Origin of the sequence: Microcoleus sp. S36b_A4, from assembly GCF_036700645.1 — a bacterium.
Taxonomy (GTDB): domain Bacteria; phylum Cyanobacteriota; class Cyanobacteriia; order Cyanobacteriales; family Microcoleaceae; genus Microcoleus.
On record NZ_JAUBPI010000071.1, the window covers coordinates 1 to 15,443 of the forward strand.

Annotated in this window: 13 protein-coding genes; 7 read left to right on the forward strand and 6 right to left on the reverse strand. The window is 46.0% G+C overall.

What is annotated here, in order from left to right:
• Window positions 1-82: 82 nt before the first annotated feature.
• Window positions 83-895: a hypothetical protein gene (locus QUA03_RS20430; RefSeq protein ID WP_333214429.1), complete on the forward strand. Its 813-nt coding sequence runs from the start codon at window positions 83-85 to the stop codon at window positions 893-895.
• A 160-nt stretch (window positions 896-1,055) separates the two neighbouring features.
• On the opposite strand, the gene QUA03_RS20435 is transcribed toward QUA03_RS20430, so the two are convergent.
• Window positions 1,056-2,036 carry an ABC transporter ATP-binding protein gene (locus QUA03_RS20435; RefSeq protein WP_333214431.1) on the reverse strand — a complete coding sequence of 327 codons (981 nt, stop codon included), beginning with the start codon at window positions 2,034-2,036 and terminating at the stop codon, window positions 1,056-1,058.
• A 112-nt stretch (window positions 2,037-2,148) separates the two neighbouring features.
• Here QUA03_RS20435 and QUA03_RS20440 point away from each other — a divergent pair, with 112 nt between their 5' ends.
• The gene (locus tag QUA03_RS20440; protein WP_333214433.1) at window positions 2,149-2,337 is read left to right on the forward strand and encodes a hypothetical protein; all 189 of its coding nucleotides are present in this window, start codon (window positions 2,149-2,151) and stop codon (window positions 2,335-2,337) included.
• Between the two features lie 89 nt (window positions 2,338-2,426).
• On the opposite strand, the gene QUA03_RS20445 is transcribed toward QUA03_RS20440, so the two are convergent.
• On the reverse strand, window positions 2,427-3,356 hold the full coding sequence (locus QUA03_RS20445; protein ID WP_333083222.1) for a phosphoribulokinase: 930 nt from the start codon (window positions 3,354-3,356) through the stop codon (window positions 2,427-2,429).
• Between the two features lie 636 nt (window positions 3,357-3,992).
• Here QUA03_RS20445 and QUA03_RS20450 point away from each other — a divergent pair.
• Window positions 3,993-5,126 (forward strand): adenylate/guanylate cyclase domain-containing protein, encoded by a 1,134-nt coding sequence (locus QUA03_RS20450; RefSeq protein ID WP_333214435.1) that lies wholly within the window; start codon window positions 3,993-3,995, stop codon window positions 5,124-5,126.
• A gap of 67 nt (window positions 5,127-5,193) precedes the next feature.
• On the opposite strand, the gene QUA03_RS20455 is transcribed toward QUA03_RS20450, so the two are convergent.
• Window positions 5,194-6,837, reverse strand: coding sequence for a GTP-binding protein (locus QUA03_RS20455; RefSeq protein WP_333214437.1), 1,644 nt, complete (start codon window positions 6,835-6,837; stop codon window positions 5,194-5,196).
• A 72-nt stretch (window positions 6,838-6,909) separates the two neighbouring features.
• Complete coding sequence (locus QUA03_RS20460; RefSeq protein ID WP_333214439.1) at window positions 6,910-7,137, reverse strand: hypothetical protein; 228 nt, start codon at window positions 7,135-7,137, stop codon at window positions 6,910-6,912.
• Window positions 7,138-7,465: 328 nt separating this feature from the next.
• Between QUA03_RS20460 and QUA03_RS20465 the strand changes: the two genes are divergently transcribed.
• Window positions 7,466-9,394, forward strand: coding sequence for an ATP-binding protein (locus tag QUA03_RS20465; RefSeq protein ID WP_333214441.1), 1,929 nt, complete (start codon window positions 7,466-7,468; stop codon window positions 9,392-9,394).
• Between the two features lie 254 nt (window positions 9,395-9,648).
• Complete coding sequence (locus tag QUA03_RS20470) at window positions 9,649-10,179, forward strand: hypothetical protein (protein ID WP_333214443.1); 531 nt, start codon at window positions 9,649-9,651, stop codon at window positions 10,177-10,179.
• 116 nt (window positions 10,180-10,295) lie between these two features.
• Here the strand turns inward: QUA03_RS20470 and ilvD are convergent, their stop codons facing one another.
• Window positions 10,296-11,981 (reverse strand): dihydroxy-acid dehydratase, encoded by a 1,686-nt coding sequence (ilvD, locus tag QUA03_RS20475; protein ID WP_333214445.1) that lies wholly within the window; start codon window positions 11,979-11,981, stop codon window positions 10,296-10,298.
• A gap of 447 nt (window positions 11,982-12,428) precedes the next feature.
• Here ilvD and QUA03_RS20480 point away from each other — a divergent pair, with 447 nt between their 5' ends.
• Both QUA03_RS20480 and QUA03_RS20485 read left to right on the forward strand, forming a co-directional pair.
• Window positions 12,429-13,271 (forward strand): pentapeptide repeat-containing protein, encoded by an 843-nt coding sequence (locus QUA03_RS20480; protein WP_333214465.1) that lies wholly within the window; start codon window positions 12,429-12,431, stop codon window positions 13,269-13,271.
• Window positions 13,272-13,393: 122 nt separating this feature from the next.
• Window positions 13,394-14,257: a sulfite exporter TauE/SafE family protein gene (locus tag QUA03_RS20485; RefSeq protein WP_333214447.1), complete on the forward strand. Its 864-nt coding sequence runs from the start codon at window positions 13,394-13,396 to the stop codon at window positions 14,255-14,257.
• Between the two features lie 171 nt (window positions 14,258-14,428).
• Here QUA03_RS20485 and QUA03_RS20490 read toward each other — a convergent pair whose 3' ends face one another.
• On the reverse strand, window positions 14,429-15,226 hold the full coding sequence (locus QUA03_RS20490; protein ID WP_333214449.1) for a hypothetical protein: 798 nt from the start codon (window positions 15,224-15,226) through the stop codon (window positions 14,429-14,431).
• Window positions 15,227-15,443 lie beyond the last annotated feature (217 nt).

The following is a 15,443-nucleotide window of genomic DNA, read 5'->3' on the forward strand; positions in this document are numbered from 1 at the left end:
ATATTTGCCCAAATGGAATTATCGAGCCGTACCCCAACCTGAGTAATTCATTAAGTTATTTATTTTTCATTCCTTAGCTGAATTGCCGTCAACAGTCACCCGCGAAATCCAGCTAAACGGATTGGATCGAGATGCCGCAGTTGCCCTATTGCAATCTTTTAATCTGACTGCGAATCCAGAAGAATTAGCCGAAATGTGCGATCGCTATTGTGGACATCCCAAAGCCTTACAACTCGTCGCAGCCTTGATTCGAGATGATACCGAGTTTCAGGGAAATGTCGGGATTTTTCTGCACCAGAGAGACTGGTTGCTGATTCGAGACATTGAAAGAGCGATCGATGAAATGATAGCGCGTCTGGGCGACGGCGAGCAAACTTGTCTCAGCCGAATTTCTGTCTATCAAACCTCAGAATATCCGCTATCTTTTGCAGGGATTAGCGCTCAAATGCCAGAAGTTAGCAAGTATGAACTTAAGGAAAATATTATTCAAGCACTGAAGCGCAGGCAATTCCTATATTACGATCGCCACCTCAAATCCTATCAGTTGCATCCGCTAGTCCGAGAAAAGGGCGAGTACCTGCTAAGTCAAAACCCTGAAAATCTCCGTACCGCCCACAGCCAAGCCTATAGTTATTATATCAGCATTCCCCTCAAACCACAATCAGAATGGCAAGATATCGAGGATATTAAGCCGCTAATCAGAGCGCACTATCATGCTTCTCAAGCAGGAGATTTAGATGCAGCCAATGCGATTATTTCTGAAGTCTATGAGTATTTGCGGCAGTGGAATTGTGCAGAGTTAGTATGTGCAAATCTACAGTTGCCATTGTTAACGGAAGTAAAAAACATTAGTTTTTCAGAGGCGGGCAAGATGCCCAACCCCCAAGAAACTTGATGTGTTGTGGAACGGGCATCTTGCCCGTTTCTATAAGTCAGGGCGGGAAAAATGCCCACCCCACAAGAAACTTGATGTGCTGTGGAACGGGCATCTTGCCCGTTTCTATAAGTCAGGGCGGGAAAAATGCCCAACCCACAAGAAATTTGATGTATTGACTTCAACCACTAGAATAAATCCCTCTTTCTTGCAGTTGCTGCATAAAAAACTCTTCCAAACTAGGCTTAGCCAAATTCATCCCAATTAGCTGCCCTCCCGTACCGCTCAGACTAGAAAGAAACTCCTTCGGATCGCCCTGCAAATGACCGTACCACAAATCATTATCAACTTCCATATCCGGTATCCATTTTTTCAGGATATTCAAGTGACCGCCCCTACCTTCAACCCGGTAAGTTTCAGTATTACCTAGGATTTCGTCGATCGCACCAATGCAGATTAACTCACCCTTCGCCAAAATTGCCACTCGATCGCAAATCTTCTCCACATCAGACAATATATGCGAATTAAAAAAAATTGTTTTTCCTTGATTTTTCAGCGATAAAATTATCTCCCGCATCTGATAGCGTCCCATCGGATCTAAACCAGACATCGGCTCATCTAAAAATACCACATCGGGATTGTTAATCAAAGCTTGAGCCATGCCGATCCGTTGCAGCATTCCCTTAGAATACTGGCGCAACTGTTTTTTAATTGCCGCCGATTGAGATAGTCCAACTAAGTCTAGCAAATTCGGAATTCGCTGTCGCTGAATCGAGGGGGGAATTTGAAATAACCCCGCCGCAAATTGCAAGAATTCCCAGCCCGTGAGATAATCGTAAAAATAGGGATTTTCTGGCAAATAGCCGACTCGCTGCTTCACAGTGCGATCGCCCAAAGGCCTCCCCAACAGCAGCGCCCGCCCAGAAGTGGGGCGCACTATACCCAGCAAAGTTTTCAGCAGCGTAGTTTTCCCCGCTCCATTTTGCCCTAACAACCCAAAAGTTTCCCCCTCAGAGACAGTCAGAGTGCAATTTTTGAGCGATTCAATTTTTTCATTCATCCAAAAGCCGGTACGGTAGAACTTCCCCAGATTAAATGTTTCCACAACTGGGGTAGCTCTGGGCATCTCGGTGGGATTTGGCGCATCTACAAGAGGTTCCATTTTTGTCAGAGAAATAACTAGCACCTGATTATATTCTATTGCATAAGTTAAGTAATAATGTTGATATTTTTAATGTTAAACTAATATTAGCTGTAGTTAAAATTTGCTGAATATGGATCGTTCAAAACTTGTTGCTATTATCACTGGAGTGATTTCTATAATTTTAGCAGTTGCCTATCTGCTGCTTGTCACCATCCTCGACTTCCGAGGCGAAATGCTGCCTGCACCTCAAAGTCAGTTGCCAGTCTCCATGCCACTTCAGCAATTAGGCACTGCTAACCCGACTTTGCGAGTACATTAGTTATTGGTTATTGGTTATTGGTTATTAATCCTTGCAATAACAACCAACAACTAACAACCAACAACTGCCAATTGCCAACTGCCAACTAACTAATAGACATGAATTGCTTTCATCATGTGATATGCAACTAGCAACTGCGTCAAAGCTAGCGGATAACTTTGCAAAACTTCGCCAGTTGTGCCGATCAGTTTGCCAATTTCCGGGTTGCCTTGGGCGGAGCAAAATCCCCGCAGGTGTGGCAACTCGCTACACAACATCATTTCCAGTTCGTTTACTTGCTCGCTGGTAGCGTGGGAGTCTACTTCCAAAACGTCAACTGGTTTGCCCATATCCCGATCGAGTCCCAAGCGAATTGCAGGTTTAAAACTCTCGCTGCCTCGACCTAAAATTTCAGTAAAATCAGGGTGAGGAATTGTCGGTCTGAGCACTAAACGGACGCTTAAATTCGATTCATTATCCGCTTCTGGCGGGTAAAAACTAACTACAACGTCGGCCGATTTGCGCTGAGGACGAATGAAGTCTTCCGAGTCGGGTTCCCGTTTTTTTATTTCTGCAAGCACCTGTTCTTCAGTATAACCGCGCTTCATAATATCGCGCTTAACTTTCCACTGAGTTCGCAACTCTTCGGGAGGAGCAAGATACACTTTTACGTCGTAAGAATCGCGGATGGTTCGGGTTGCGTAACCCAGCAAACCTTCAACTATTACAAATTTGCTGGGCTTGATGTATTCCGGTGGGTCGAATGTACCTGTGGTGTGGTTGTAGATGGGTTTGAGAATTGCTTGTCCGGTACGCAGCAGGCTGAGGTGCTGCTGCATGATATCGAGATAATTGCAGTCGGGATGCAATGCTGTGATTCCGATTTCTGCCCGCTGCTTTCTGTCGTAGCGATGATAGTCGTCAGTGCAAATCACAGTGACATTTTCTGGTCCCAATACTTGGGCAATTCCCCGCGTCAGGGTGGTTTTGCCCGCTGCGCTGTCTCCGACAATACCGAGAATAATTGGTCGATCGCTCATTGTTTTTACCCGGACGCACAATAGCAAATTTTGTTGTCAATCTTAAATCTTATCAAAGTTGTGTTCGATCCGATCGCTCGGATGGTTTGACTTGATCCCGCCCCCGGATTCTCCCCCATGTGTAAAATTATTGTTATATTTCTTAATATAATGCGACACCGCAGACTCAGGGAGCATCAGATAAAAAGATCACGCCCATTTCTTACCGCCCACGATGTCGATCGTACTTTTGAATCCAGCTCCGCGTCAGAATTTAGGGAAAATTACCCCTGCAAAGTGTCCGGGTAGTCTCCTTGGTCTTTTGTAGTGCAAATTGCAGCGGTGGGGCTTGTGAGATATTTTTGGTTTCCAAACCCGCAGCAAGCAGTAAATCAATTCGCCAGTCAATCAATCGACGCCCAGGTCGATCGAATTTATCCGCAATATGAAATTTTAGCCCCAGCTTTCGTTGTTTTGACAAATTAGTATAATAAATTTGACTTGAGGAGGCAATCATGCCCTCACAAACCTGTTTTTTTTCCTCTTGCTTGCCTTCGGCCATGCGTCTTTCCGTGAAAAAAAATAGGTTTGGACGCACCTGTGCGTAATTTATAAATTTAAACAAATTTTAAGTTTAACTAAGCCCGTAGCAAGCCGATGAATCAATTATCTTCAGAAAAATTAAGGGGCAGTATTTTAATTGTGGATGACAGTCTTAACAATTTATTGTTAATGGAGCTGATATTATCCAGGAAAGGCTATAAAGTAGAAGCTGCATCTAGCGGTCAAGAGGCACTCGATGCTGTGGATTTGGCTCAGCCTGACTTGATTTTGCTCGATATTATGATGCCCGATATGGATGGCTATGAAGTTTGCAGTCGCTTGAAAGCGAACGCTAGCACTCGTGGCATTCCCATTATTTTTCTGAGTGCTGTGGTACAAGCTTCTGAGAAGGTGAAAGCCTTTAATGCTGGCGGGGCGGACTACATTACTAAACCTTTTCAAACCGTAGAGGTGGTAGCTAGGGTAGAAAATCAATTGCGGCTGCGGGAACTAGAGTTGCAACTGAGGGATAAAAATCTGATGTTGCAGCAGGAAATCGCCTATCGGGAACAGGCAGAAATGGAAACGCGCTTGCTGTTGGAAAAAACCAAGTCTCAGAAAGAAAAAATTGAAGAATTGCTATTAAATATTTTGCCGAAACCGATTGCAGATCGCTTGCAGGAGGGACAAAGCATAATTGCTGACAGCTTTTCGGAGGTCAGCGTTTTATTCGCCGATTTGGTGGGATTTACGAATTTTGCCTCTCAAAAAAGTGCGACAGAAACGGTGAAAGTTCTGAATCAAATTTTTAGTCTATTTGACGAGTTATCGTTACGGCACGGTTTGGAGAAAATCAAAACTATGGGTGACGCTTACATGGTAGTCGGCGGTTTGCCAGAACCGCAAGAAAATCATGCTTTTGCTATTGCCCAAATGGCGCTGGATATGCAATCTGCTGTCGCTAGCTTCAATGTCCAAAACAATCACAACTTTAGTCTCCGCATTGGCATAAATATTGGTGGGGTGGTGGCGGGAGTCATTGGTTTAACTAAATTTAGTTACGATTTGTGGGGGGATACAGTAAATGTTGCTCAGCGGATGGAATCAAGCGGTATTCCGGGGGAAATTCAGGTGAGTGCTGCGGTTTACGATCGTTTAAAAGATAAATTTTTGTTTAAAAAGCGCGGTGCTGTTGAGATTAAAGGTAAAGGAGAAATGATCGTTTATTTGTTGGTGGGGCGAAATTAGTTATTAGTCAGTTGACAGTTGGCAGTTGACAATTCCCAATTCCCAATTCCCAATTCCCCATTCCCAATTACCACTCATCGTTGCGTTTGTTGCTGTAAGTTTCCCAATCGTCTTGTTGCGGCGGCTGATACAAGGATTCTTGTTCGACTTCTGGTTCCAATTCCGCTGACATTTCTAATTCTGGTTCCGATTCTTGCTGATAGATGTTCAGAGGTTCGACAACGCGGGCGATCGCATCTTTGACAAATGCTTTGACAAACTCGTCTTTCCGATTTAACTGAAACTGCCTTTGCACAACTTCGGTAATGCCACCATCGCCCCAATCTTGGTCATGGCGGAAATATTCAATAAAACTTTTCCCGGCAATTCTGGTTAAATAAGCCGCACTGACTGCTTGAATTGCTTTGCCAAGTACAAACCCGGCTACGCTTAACTGCAGCGCCCTAGACACTACTTGAATTACGCCTTCAACTATTCCCAAACTTGCTAGGGTTTTTGCTAGAGACAATGCCAGTTCTTTCGCGCGATCGATATTTAATTCGCAGCCGTAAATCTTAGCAATTTCTACTACCATTTGAGCGTTAACTGCTGCTGTCGCTAACAAATCCACAACTGGCAAAGGCGTGACAGCAATTACTCCGGCTCCGATCCACTGAAATCGCTCTACTGCCTTATCAGCTTGCCGCCTTCTTTGAGCATCAATTAACTTGCGCGCTTGGTCGCCCAAGTGCTGAGATTGCAGCAAAATATTGTCCGCAATTAAGTCTTCGCCTTCGGCTCGCAAAATCGCAGCGACACGCCGAATTAATGGCATAATATCCGGGTATGGCTGAAAAATTGTGCCGTCTTCTAGTACAACTTTTTGCGGATTGGCGCTAATCGCGACTACATCCATTGCTGATACAAAACCTTTGACTCGCTGCCGCAGTCGATCGAGAATTTCATCTCTATCGGTGTCGGGATAAAGGTCAACTTTATTAAAAACCACGATCGACCTTTTGCCAATTTCCGCCAAAGTCCGCAGCGGTTCGTACTCGGATTTTCGCAAATCGCCGTCCAAAACAAATAAGATCAAATCTGCCCTCGCCGCCAACTGCCTCGCCAATTCCTCTCTGTAAGTCCCCGCAACTCCCGCTTCCAAGATACCTGGGGTATCAGTAATTGCTAATTCTCGATCGATTCCTTTCAATTTTAGAGTGTAAGTTTCTCCAACTTCGGTAGTTCCCATCGGCGCGCCCACCTGTCCAGCCATCCGCCCCACCAACGCATTGACAGCGGAAGTTTTGCCCGCAGAACCGGTGCCGAAAACAACTACTCGAACGCTGCCCCTAGCCATGCTAGCTTCAATTTCGCGGGCTCTCAACAGCAAAGCTTGCCGCGCTACTTCATCTTGAATACGATCGACTTGTTGCCGAATTGCTTTGAGATTTTCCGAAGCTGCTTCACTTTTCACAACAGGAATCTTCGGAGTAATCGGCCGTTTTCCCTTAACTTTCTGAGGGCGTTGCAGCAACCTAAAATAGTAAAGCAGCGCAAAAATTAGCGTTCCCAAAAGTACAATTATCAGGAAAATCAGCAAATTAGCCAGCAGCGGAGAGGCAGACCACGCAACTTGACTGTAAAGCCCTGTTAAGGAACTCACCAGCCCAATAATCAGCCCCAGGGCGAGGCAGAAAGCAGCAATTAAGGTTAACAGGCGCGGCAAAGGCATGAGGGGAGTGGCAAATAAAAGGGTTATGCTTTGATTTTTACATTACGCCGATCGTCATCAGTCATTGCAAATCTAAAATCTAAAATCTAAAATGGCGAAGCGCCCGTTAGCGTTAGCGAAGCGATCCGAAGGAAAGCCCGTCCCTACGGGGGCTACGCCAACGAAGGGTATCGTACTGTGCGAGCCCGCCAATCGCGATTCTGCTTGTCCAGCAGGCGCGGTTTGCGGAGTTTGAGCGCCAGCGGGACGGACAAGTGCGATCGCGCTCTTGCTGCAATTGTAGCTTGCACGATAACTCACCTACAGTTTATCGCCCGCCGCAACTGCAGGCTGGTTTATTTGCATTTACCTACTTATTTATTCGGTGATTTATTCGATCGCGAGTCGAGCCATACTTTTTTATTAAGAATAAAATATCGCATGAAGTATCCAGAAACCCTATTTCTTAAGGTAAGTGCCTCCTGGAAGCTCCAAAAGCGGAAACGAAAAACCGGGTTTCTTAGGCAACGTAAGAGCATCTTAATTTACAAAAATTATCACATAAAACATCAATGCGGTACTCTCAAATTAGCCGCGAGTTAAGTTAGACTGAATTGTCAGTGCGTGAATTATTCACAGGTTAGCATCTATGCAGCTCAAACATCTAAATCAGCCTTCACAAGAACTCTCTACCTCTTGCGAGCATCACATCAAAGAGAGCCAGCCAGTCAAGCCCAATTATTTCGCTCACATAGCCCATTCCTTGGGCAACCTCAGTATTCGCGACAAAATCAGCAGTGGGTACGCACTGGCTCTTTGTGTTGCGATTGGAGGAACGACTATCGGGATGTTGGTGGGAACTCATTACTATCGCAGAACTAACAATCAAGTACACATCGATCGAGAAACTCAGCTTTTAAATAAGTTACAGGTGGCTTTACTGCGAACTAAAAATAGCCAAGAATGGCTTATTTACGGGCTAGAACAGCCCAAAATTTTTGACAACAAATACGAACAACTACAAAACAATATTTACAACTTGAAGGTGTTATTATCTGAAGTCAAGAACTCTAAATACATGGAAGACATAGAAGGTATAGAAAAATTTAAAAAAACTTGCGATTCGCTATTGTCTAATTATCTTGCTCGAATAGAAAGAGTTAATAAAAAAATCATTGTATTGCCAAATAACCCCGCTAAACAACTTGTAAAACGTAAGTTGCTGTCGAATTTAGATCGAGATAAAATAGGGTTGGAACTAGATAGGGCGGTCAATGATATAGCAGAAATTATCGATCGCGCCCAAGAGCAAGAAGATGCAGGGCGGGAGGATCTGCTGCGAGCCCAGACGCTGCGGGTGCAAATAATTTTGGGTAGCATGGCACTGTCAATCATCGTTGCAGCAGTGCTGGCGGGCTTCACCAGTCGGGCGATCGCCAAACCCCTCGCTGCTGTAACTAAAATCGCTCAGCGAGTGACTGAAGAATCTAATTTTCAGTTGCAAGTACCAGTTACCAGCACCGATGAAGTAGGAGTATTAGCAACTTCGCTGAATCAACTGATTCAGAAAGTAAATCAGTTGCTCAAAGAATTGAAATCTGAACAAGAAAGCCAGATACTTCAAAATGAGAAAATGGCAACTTTGGGGCGGATGTTAGCCGGTGTTGCTCACGAAGTTAACAACCCAATCAATTTTATCTATGCCAATATCGCTCCTGCAAGAAATTATGTTGAAGATATTTTAGACTTGCTCAAAACTTACGAAACAGAAATTGCCAACCCCCCTGCAGCAGTGCTGGCGAAAGGCGAAGAAATAGACATCGATTTTCTCAAAGAAGATTTGATAAAAATATTTGACTCAATGCAAGTAGGCGCTGAAAGAGCCAAAGCTATTATCTTAAGTTTGAAAGATTTTTCTCGCCTCGATGAGGCAGCCCCTCATCCCGTCGATTTGCACGCCTGCATAGACAGCAGTTTGCTGATTCTCAACAGCCGCATCAAACAGGGCATTGAAGTGGTGCGAAATTACGGGAATATTCCGACTGTGGAAGGCTATATGGGTTTGCTTTACCAGGTATTTGTGAACCTTATCAACAATGCACTAGATGCTGTGGAAGAGAAAGCAAAAAGTGAGAAGTCCAGCTCAGCCGAGGCGAAAAAACAATCGGCTTCGGAGTCACTCCAGGAAGCACCGAGTTTTTCGCCTCGGATTGTGATTGCTACAGAATACTTGGACGACGACTCAGTGGTAGTGCGAATTTCTGATAACGGTACGGGAATAGCACCAGAGAGCCAAGAAAAAATGTTTGAAACATTCTTTACGACTAAACCGAGAGGTGTAGGTACTGGTTTGGGATTGGCAATCGGTCGCGAAATTATCGTTAAGAAACATGGGGGGACAATTAACTTTTGGTCTGAGGTGGGAACGGGGACGGAATTTTCGATCGCCCTGCCGATTAAGCATGAGGATTTAAGGCAAAATACGCTCTTACAACCTCCAGTTGCTCGTGAATATAATTCCCTAGGCAACGGGAACGCGCCAACCAAGCCCGAAAAGAGAGGAGCTGTAAAAACTTAAAAAATTATTCGTTTTAATCCATGTTTCAAAAAAGAATGCAACTGCAAGCACGCTCCGCAATCTGATGTCAGAATTCATTCCCCATCTAAAATCTAAAATCTAAAATCTAAAATGGTATGAGATTGCTTACTAACTGGCTGTCGCTACCCCATTAAATGAGTGACAATACCCAAATCCCAACTATTTTTAGTAATCGTGAAAAACAGGAGTTGCTATAATTTAAAGTTGAGAAACAACTGTACGGAGCGAAAATTATGGGACTATTTGACCAAATTTTGAGCGCGATCGACAATCCCAACCAACAAGCAAGCCCCAATCAGTTGGGCAACATTCTCGGTGCGGTAGAGCAGTTGAGCGGCAACCAGGGCGTCAATGCGGGTACGACTCAGTTGGCGATGTCGGTTTTGGGCGGATACGTGCGATCGGCATTACAAGACGTGCGATCGCAGTCAGGAGACGCACAAGCTCAACAACTTGTCAACCAATTTAGCGGCACAAATCCCAACCCCCAAGCGGTACAGAGTTTGTTCGGAGCCGGCCAACTCACGCAAATAGTGACCGATATCGCCCAAAGAACCGGTTTGAATAACGCCACAGTGCAGGCGATGATACCTGTTTTGGTGCCGCTCATACTGAATTTGCTACAAACCGGCGGCAACGCCCAAAATCCAGCCCAGGGCGGAAATCCCGTTTTAAATACGTTTTTAGATGCAGATGGAGACGGCGACGTAGATATTACTGACGCCATGTCGATGGCAGGCCGCTTTTTGAATCAGCGCCCTTAATTTGGAATGTTTTAACCGCAGATATCAGCGGATGGACACAGATGAACGCAGATAAAATCCTATCTGCGTTCATCTGCGTTTATCTGGCTTCATCGGCGGTTAAAAAAATTCCTACTTTAACCCAAACCCAAATCAGTCACAGCACCAACACTGCTAGAAGAAACCAACTTAGCGTATTTAGCCAAAACGCCCTTAGTATAGCGAGGTTTAGGAGGCTGCCAAAGAGCCCGCCGCTGCTCCAATTCTGCATCCGAAACATTGAGCTGCAACAAGCGATTTTGAGCATCAATCGTAATCGAATCGCCCTCTTTTACCAAAGCAATTGTCCCGCCAACTTGTGCTTCTGGTGCAACGTGACCGACCACCATGCCGTAAGTTCCGCCAGAGAAGCGACCGTCAGTAATTAATCCTACAGAATCGCCCAAACCGGCGCCAATAATTGCCGAAGTTGGTGCTAACATTTCGCGCATTCCCGGCCCGCCTTTGGGCCCTTCGTAGCGGATGATAATCACATCTCCGGCTTGAATTTTGCCGGCTAAAATTGCATCCAAACAATTTTCTTCAGATTCAAATACCCGCGCCGGGCCGGTAATTTGCGGTTTCTTAACGCCAGTAATTTTAGCAACGGCTCCTTCGGTTGCCAGATTTCCCCTGAGAATTGCTAAATGCCCTTGGGCGTACATCGGGTTGTTCCAAGGGCGGATGACATCTTGGTCGGTGCGGGGTTCGGCTGGAATATCCGCTAACACTTCAGCAATAGTTTGACCGGTAATTGTCAGGGCGTCTCCGTGCAGTAAACCCTTTTCTAGCAGCATTTTCATTACTTGAGGAATGCCGCCAGCTTTGTGCAAATCGGTTGCTACATATTTGCCGCTGGGTTTGAGGTCGCACAGCACTGGTACTTTCGCTCTAATAGTTTCAAAATCATCGAGGGACAACTCCACTCCGATGGCATTGGAAATGGCCAATAAATGCAGCACAGCGTTGGTTGAACCGCCGACTGCCATGATTACCGCGATCGCATTTTCAAAGGCCTTGCGAGTCAAAATTTGGCTCGGTAACAACTGTTTGCGGACAGCTTCCACCAACACTTTTGCAGATTTGGCAGCGCTGTCAGCTTTTTCGGCATCCTCAGCAGCCATTGTCGAAGAATAAGGCAAACTCATGCCCATCACTTCAAAAGCGCTCGACATGGTATTTGCTGTGAACATTCCGCCGCAGGAACCCGCCCCCGGACAAGCATTCTGTTCCACTGCATTGAGTTCTGTTTCGTCAATTTTGCCCGCGCTGAATTGACCTACTGCTTCAAAAGCGCTGACAACGGTTAAATCCCGTCCGTTGTGGTGTCCCGGTTTGATCGTGCCACCGTAGACAAAAATAGCAGGAATGTTCATGCGGGCGATCGCAATCATCGCCCCCGGCATATTTTTATCGCAGCCACCGACAGCCAGCACACCGTCCATACTTTGGCCGTTGCAAACAGTTTCGATGGAATCAGCAATCACATCTCTCGACACCAGAGAATATTTCATCCCTTCTGTTCCCATCGAGATCCCGTCGCTGATAGTAATCGTACCGAACATCTGTGGCATGGCGCCGGCTTCTTTTGCACCCGCAATAGCCCGCAAAGCGAGCTCGTTCAATCCCATATTGCAGGGCGTAATCGTGCTATACCCGTTGGCAATCCCCACAATCGGCTTAGTGAAATCGCCGTCGCCAAAACCGACTGCCCGCAGCATTGCTCGGTTGGGCGCGCGCTGCACGCCCCCAGTCACAGCTTGGCTTCTCAAATTTTCAGGCATTTTAAGATTTCCTTTCTCTGTTGATAGTTGACAGTTGAGAGTTGACAGTTGACAACTGGCAGTTGACAGTTGACAGTTGTCAACTGCCAACTGTCAACTGCCAGCTCGCCCAAAAACGAATACAAGTTTCCGATAATCGTCGTGGTGAGCCCATAATTTTAGACCAAAGTTCCGGCTCCCAGATGAATCTGTGGAGCAAATCTAAAATCTAAAATCTCAAATCGACTGACTCAGTGCCGAGCGCCGAGAGTTTTACCCTATTGTTGATTTTCTCAGAAGCTTTGATATTTGTCAGACCTTTTAGGAGGCAGTGGCACAGCAGTGCCGGGAAAGCAATGCAAAGATTCTACAGATACTACAGCGTGCAGAGTGAATACCGTAGTTATCTGGGATGATGTGGTAACACCCATCACTCTAACGTTTAAAAAAAATTGCGAGGCGAATGACATGGAGGCCGATCGAATTCTGAGGCAATATGCGGCCGGAGAAAGAAATTTTCGAGAAATTAACCTCGCCGGGGCCGACTTAAAAGGGGTAAACCTCAGCGAGGCTAACTTTACCAGAGCGAATTTCCAAGACGCAAACCTCAAAGGCGCTAACCTAACGGGAGCGAACTTGCGCGAGGTGAAATTGGCAGGGGTGGACTTGACGGAAGCCAACCTCAGCGAAGCAAATCTCATCGGTACCGATTTGAGCCGTGCCAATCTCACCGGGGCTAACCTGATGGGAGCCAACCTGCGCGGCTCAATGGCCAGAGAAGTCAACATGACGAAGGCTAATTTGACCGAAGCTAATTTGACCGAAGCCAACTTTACTGAAGCGAATTTGTTTGCGGCAAACCTAACCGACGCTAGCATGATTCGCATTAATTTGATGAAGGCAAATTTGAGTTGGTCAACTCTCAAAGCGGTAAACCTGACAAATGCCATTCTCAGCGAGTCGCTTTTAGAAAGAGCTAACCTGAATCAGGCAATTCTTAGCGGGGCGATGCTGAGCGGGGCCAACCTGACTGGTGCAGACTTGCGCCAAGTAACGATGATTGGAGCTAATCTCACCGAAGCTAATCTGAGCAATGCTAATTTGAGAGTTGCTAATGTGAGTTGGTCAACGCTGGCAAGAGCTAATTTGAGCGGTGCTAATTTGTACCGGGCAAAGCTGTGCTGGTCTAATTTTAGCGGGGCTATTTTGGTGGAAGCGGTTTTGATTGATGCTAATCTCAATCGAACTAACTTCCGCGATGCAGACTTGAGGCGGGCAATTATGCCCGATGGCACGACTAATGATTCTTAAAATTTGACTGTTAACTGTTGACTAATGACTAATGACTAATGACTAATGACTAATGACTAATGACTAATGACTAATGACTAATGACTAATGACTAATGGCTAATGACTAATGACTAATGACTAATGACTATCACTGAATTATTGATGTTGGGTGCGGCGGGAATTTTTGCCGGAATTCTAGCTGGATTTTTGGGTATCGGCGGCGGTACCGTGCTCGTGCCTTTGTTGGTGGCTCTCAATTACGCTCCCGTGGAAGCGGTTGCTACTAGCGGTTTGTCGATCGTGATTACAGCTATTTCTGGCAGCATCCAGAATTGGCGCATGGGCTACCTCAACTTGAGTCAAGTCGCAGGCATCGGATTTCCCGCCGTCATTACAGCACAAATCGGTGCTTATTTGGCGGGGATATTTCCGCCTTACTTGCTGTTACTTACTTTTGGGTTGTTGCTGTGGTTGAATATTTATTTGATTGAAGTTCGCAAGCACCTGACAGCTAAGAAGCAAGCGGAACTAGAACAAGGGGAACTAAGAGGACAAGCGGGACAAGGAGAAAATGCTCAATTACCAATTACCAATCACGAATTACCCCATAATTCAAATATTATATTCCATCCAACTTTTGCTAAAATTGCCACCGGCAGTGCGGCGGGTTTATTAGCGGGTTTGTTTGGCGTGGGCGGCGGCGTAATTATGGTTCCCCTGCAAATTTTGCTGTTAGGAGAAAGCATTAAAACCGCAATTCAAACCAGCTTGGGCGTCATCGTCATCACGGCAATTTCGGCGACGGCGGGACACGCGGCGCGCGGGAATGTTTTGTGGGTTGTGGGGTTAATTCTGGGGGGTGGCGGTTTGTTGGGCGCGCAGGTGAGCACGCGGTTTTTGCCGAGATTGCCCGATCGTATTGTTAGTTTAGCTTTTCGATCGCTCTTGGCAGTGTTATCGATTTATGTTTTCTGGCAAGCTTGGGAAAAATTTAGTAACGGCTAATGGGTAATTGGTAAGGGGTAATTGATAATTGGTAATTGAGGCAGAGCCTCCGGGTATGTATTCCCAGGCTCTGCCTGGGAACAAGGTTAAGGCTACAATGACAGTTGACAGTTGACTACTGACAGTTGACAGTTGACTACTGACTACTGACTAATGACTACTGACTAATGACTACTGACTCAGTTTCTTCACGGCGCGAGTCAGACGCTGCAAATAAGGCTTGACAATTTCTTGATTTTGTCTCTGCAATTCGGAAACTTGCTGCTGCAAATGCTGAATCTCGGTTTGCAACATCCCTGTGTCTATTGTGGGTCGATCGAGCAAGTCCTGCAATTGCTGGAGAGAACCTTGGATTGTATCCAAGTCTACTTCGTTCGATCGCTCCTGTAACTGAGCCGTAATAGTTTTAACTTCAGTTAACTGTTCACCCATCAATAAAAATCGGACGTTGACATTTTCCCAATCATGCTCTCTGAGGGCGCTATTTTCCAAAATGCGGAGTTTTTGCTGCAAATCGGACAGTTGCGTGTGGAAATCCTGAGAATCTGCAGGCAGCGCCTGGGCTTGGCGTTCGAGGGAGGCTACGGCAGCTTGTACCTCGGCGATGACGCCGGATTCCAAGCCCTGGAGTTTCTGCCGCAAGTCGGAGACAGCAGTGTAGAGTTCCGCAGGTTCTCCAGGTAGTATCTGAACTTGCTGCGATCGACGTTCTACTGCGGCCTGTACGTCCGTAATCGCAGAATTTGCCTTTTGTTGCATTTGTTGCTCGAAACGCTGGCGATTGGCGAGATTTATCGATAGTGCTGCGGTTAAGGGGGCGGCAGCGTAGACAATTTGGCCCGACAATCCTGCAGCAATCGTGCCAATAGCGGAACCAGCAACAGAGGCGTATTCTACCAATTCTAGCCAGTCCGGCTGGTTCGGGGCACTTCTGGAAGCTGGGAATGATGCTTTTTCAATCTTCTGCATAGCCTTTTAGTGGTAGTCGGATAGATGGCAATACCGACATGATAAAAGCGATCGGCAAATAAATCAGGCCTCTTTGTCAAAATTTCCTGATTGTGGTATTTTCATTGACCGAAAGCATCCAGGATACAAGCCCCCGACTTTATCCGTGGGGTCAATGCTTCAATTCTTTAATCTAAAATCTAAAATCTAAAATCGATTGACCTCCTGCCGAATACGT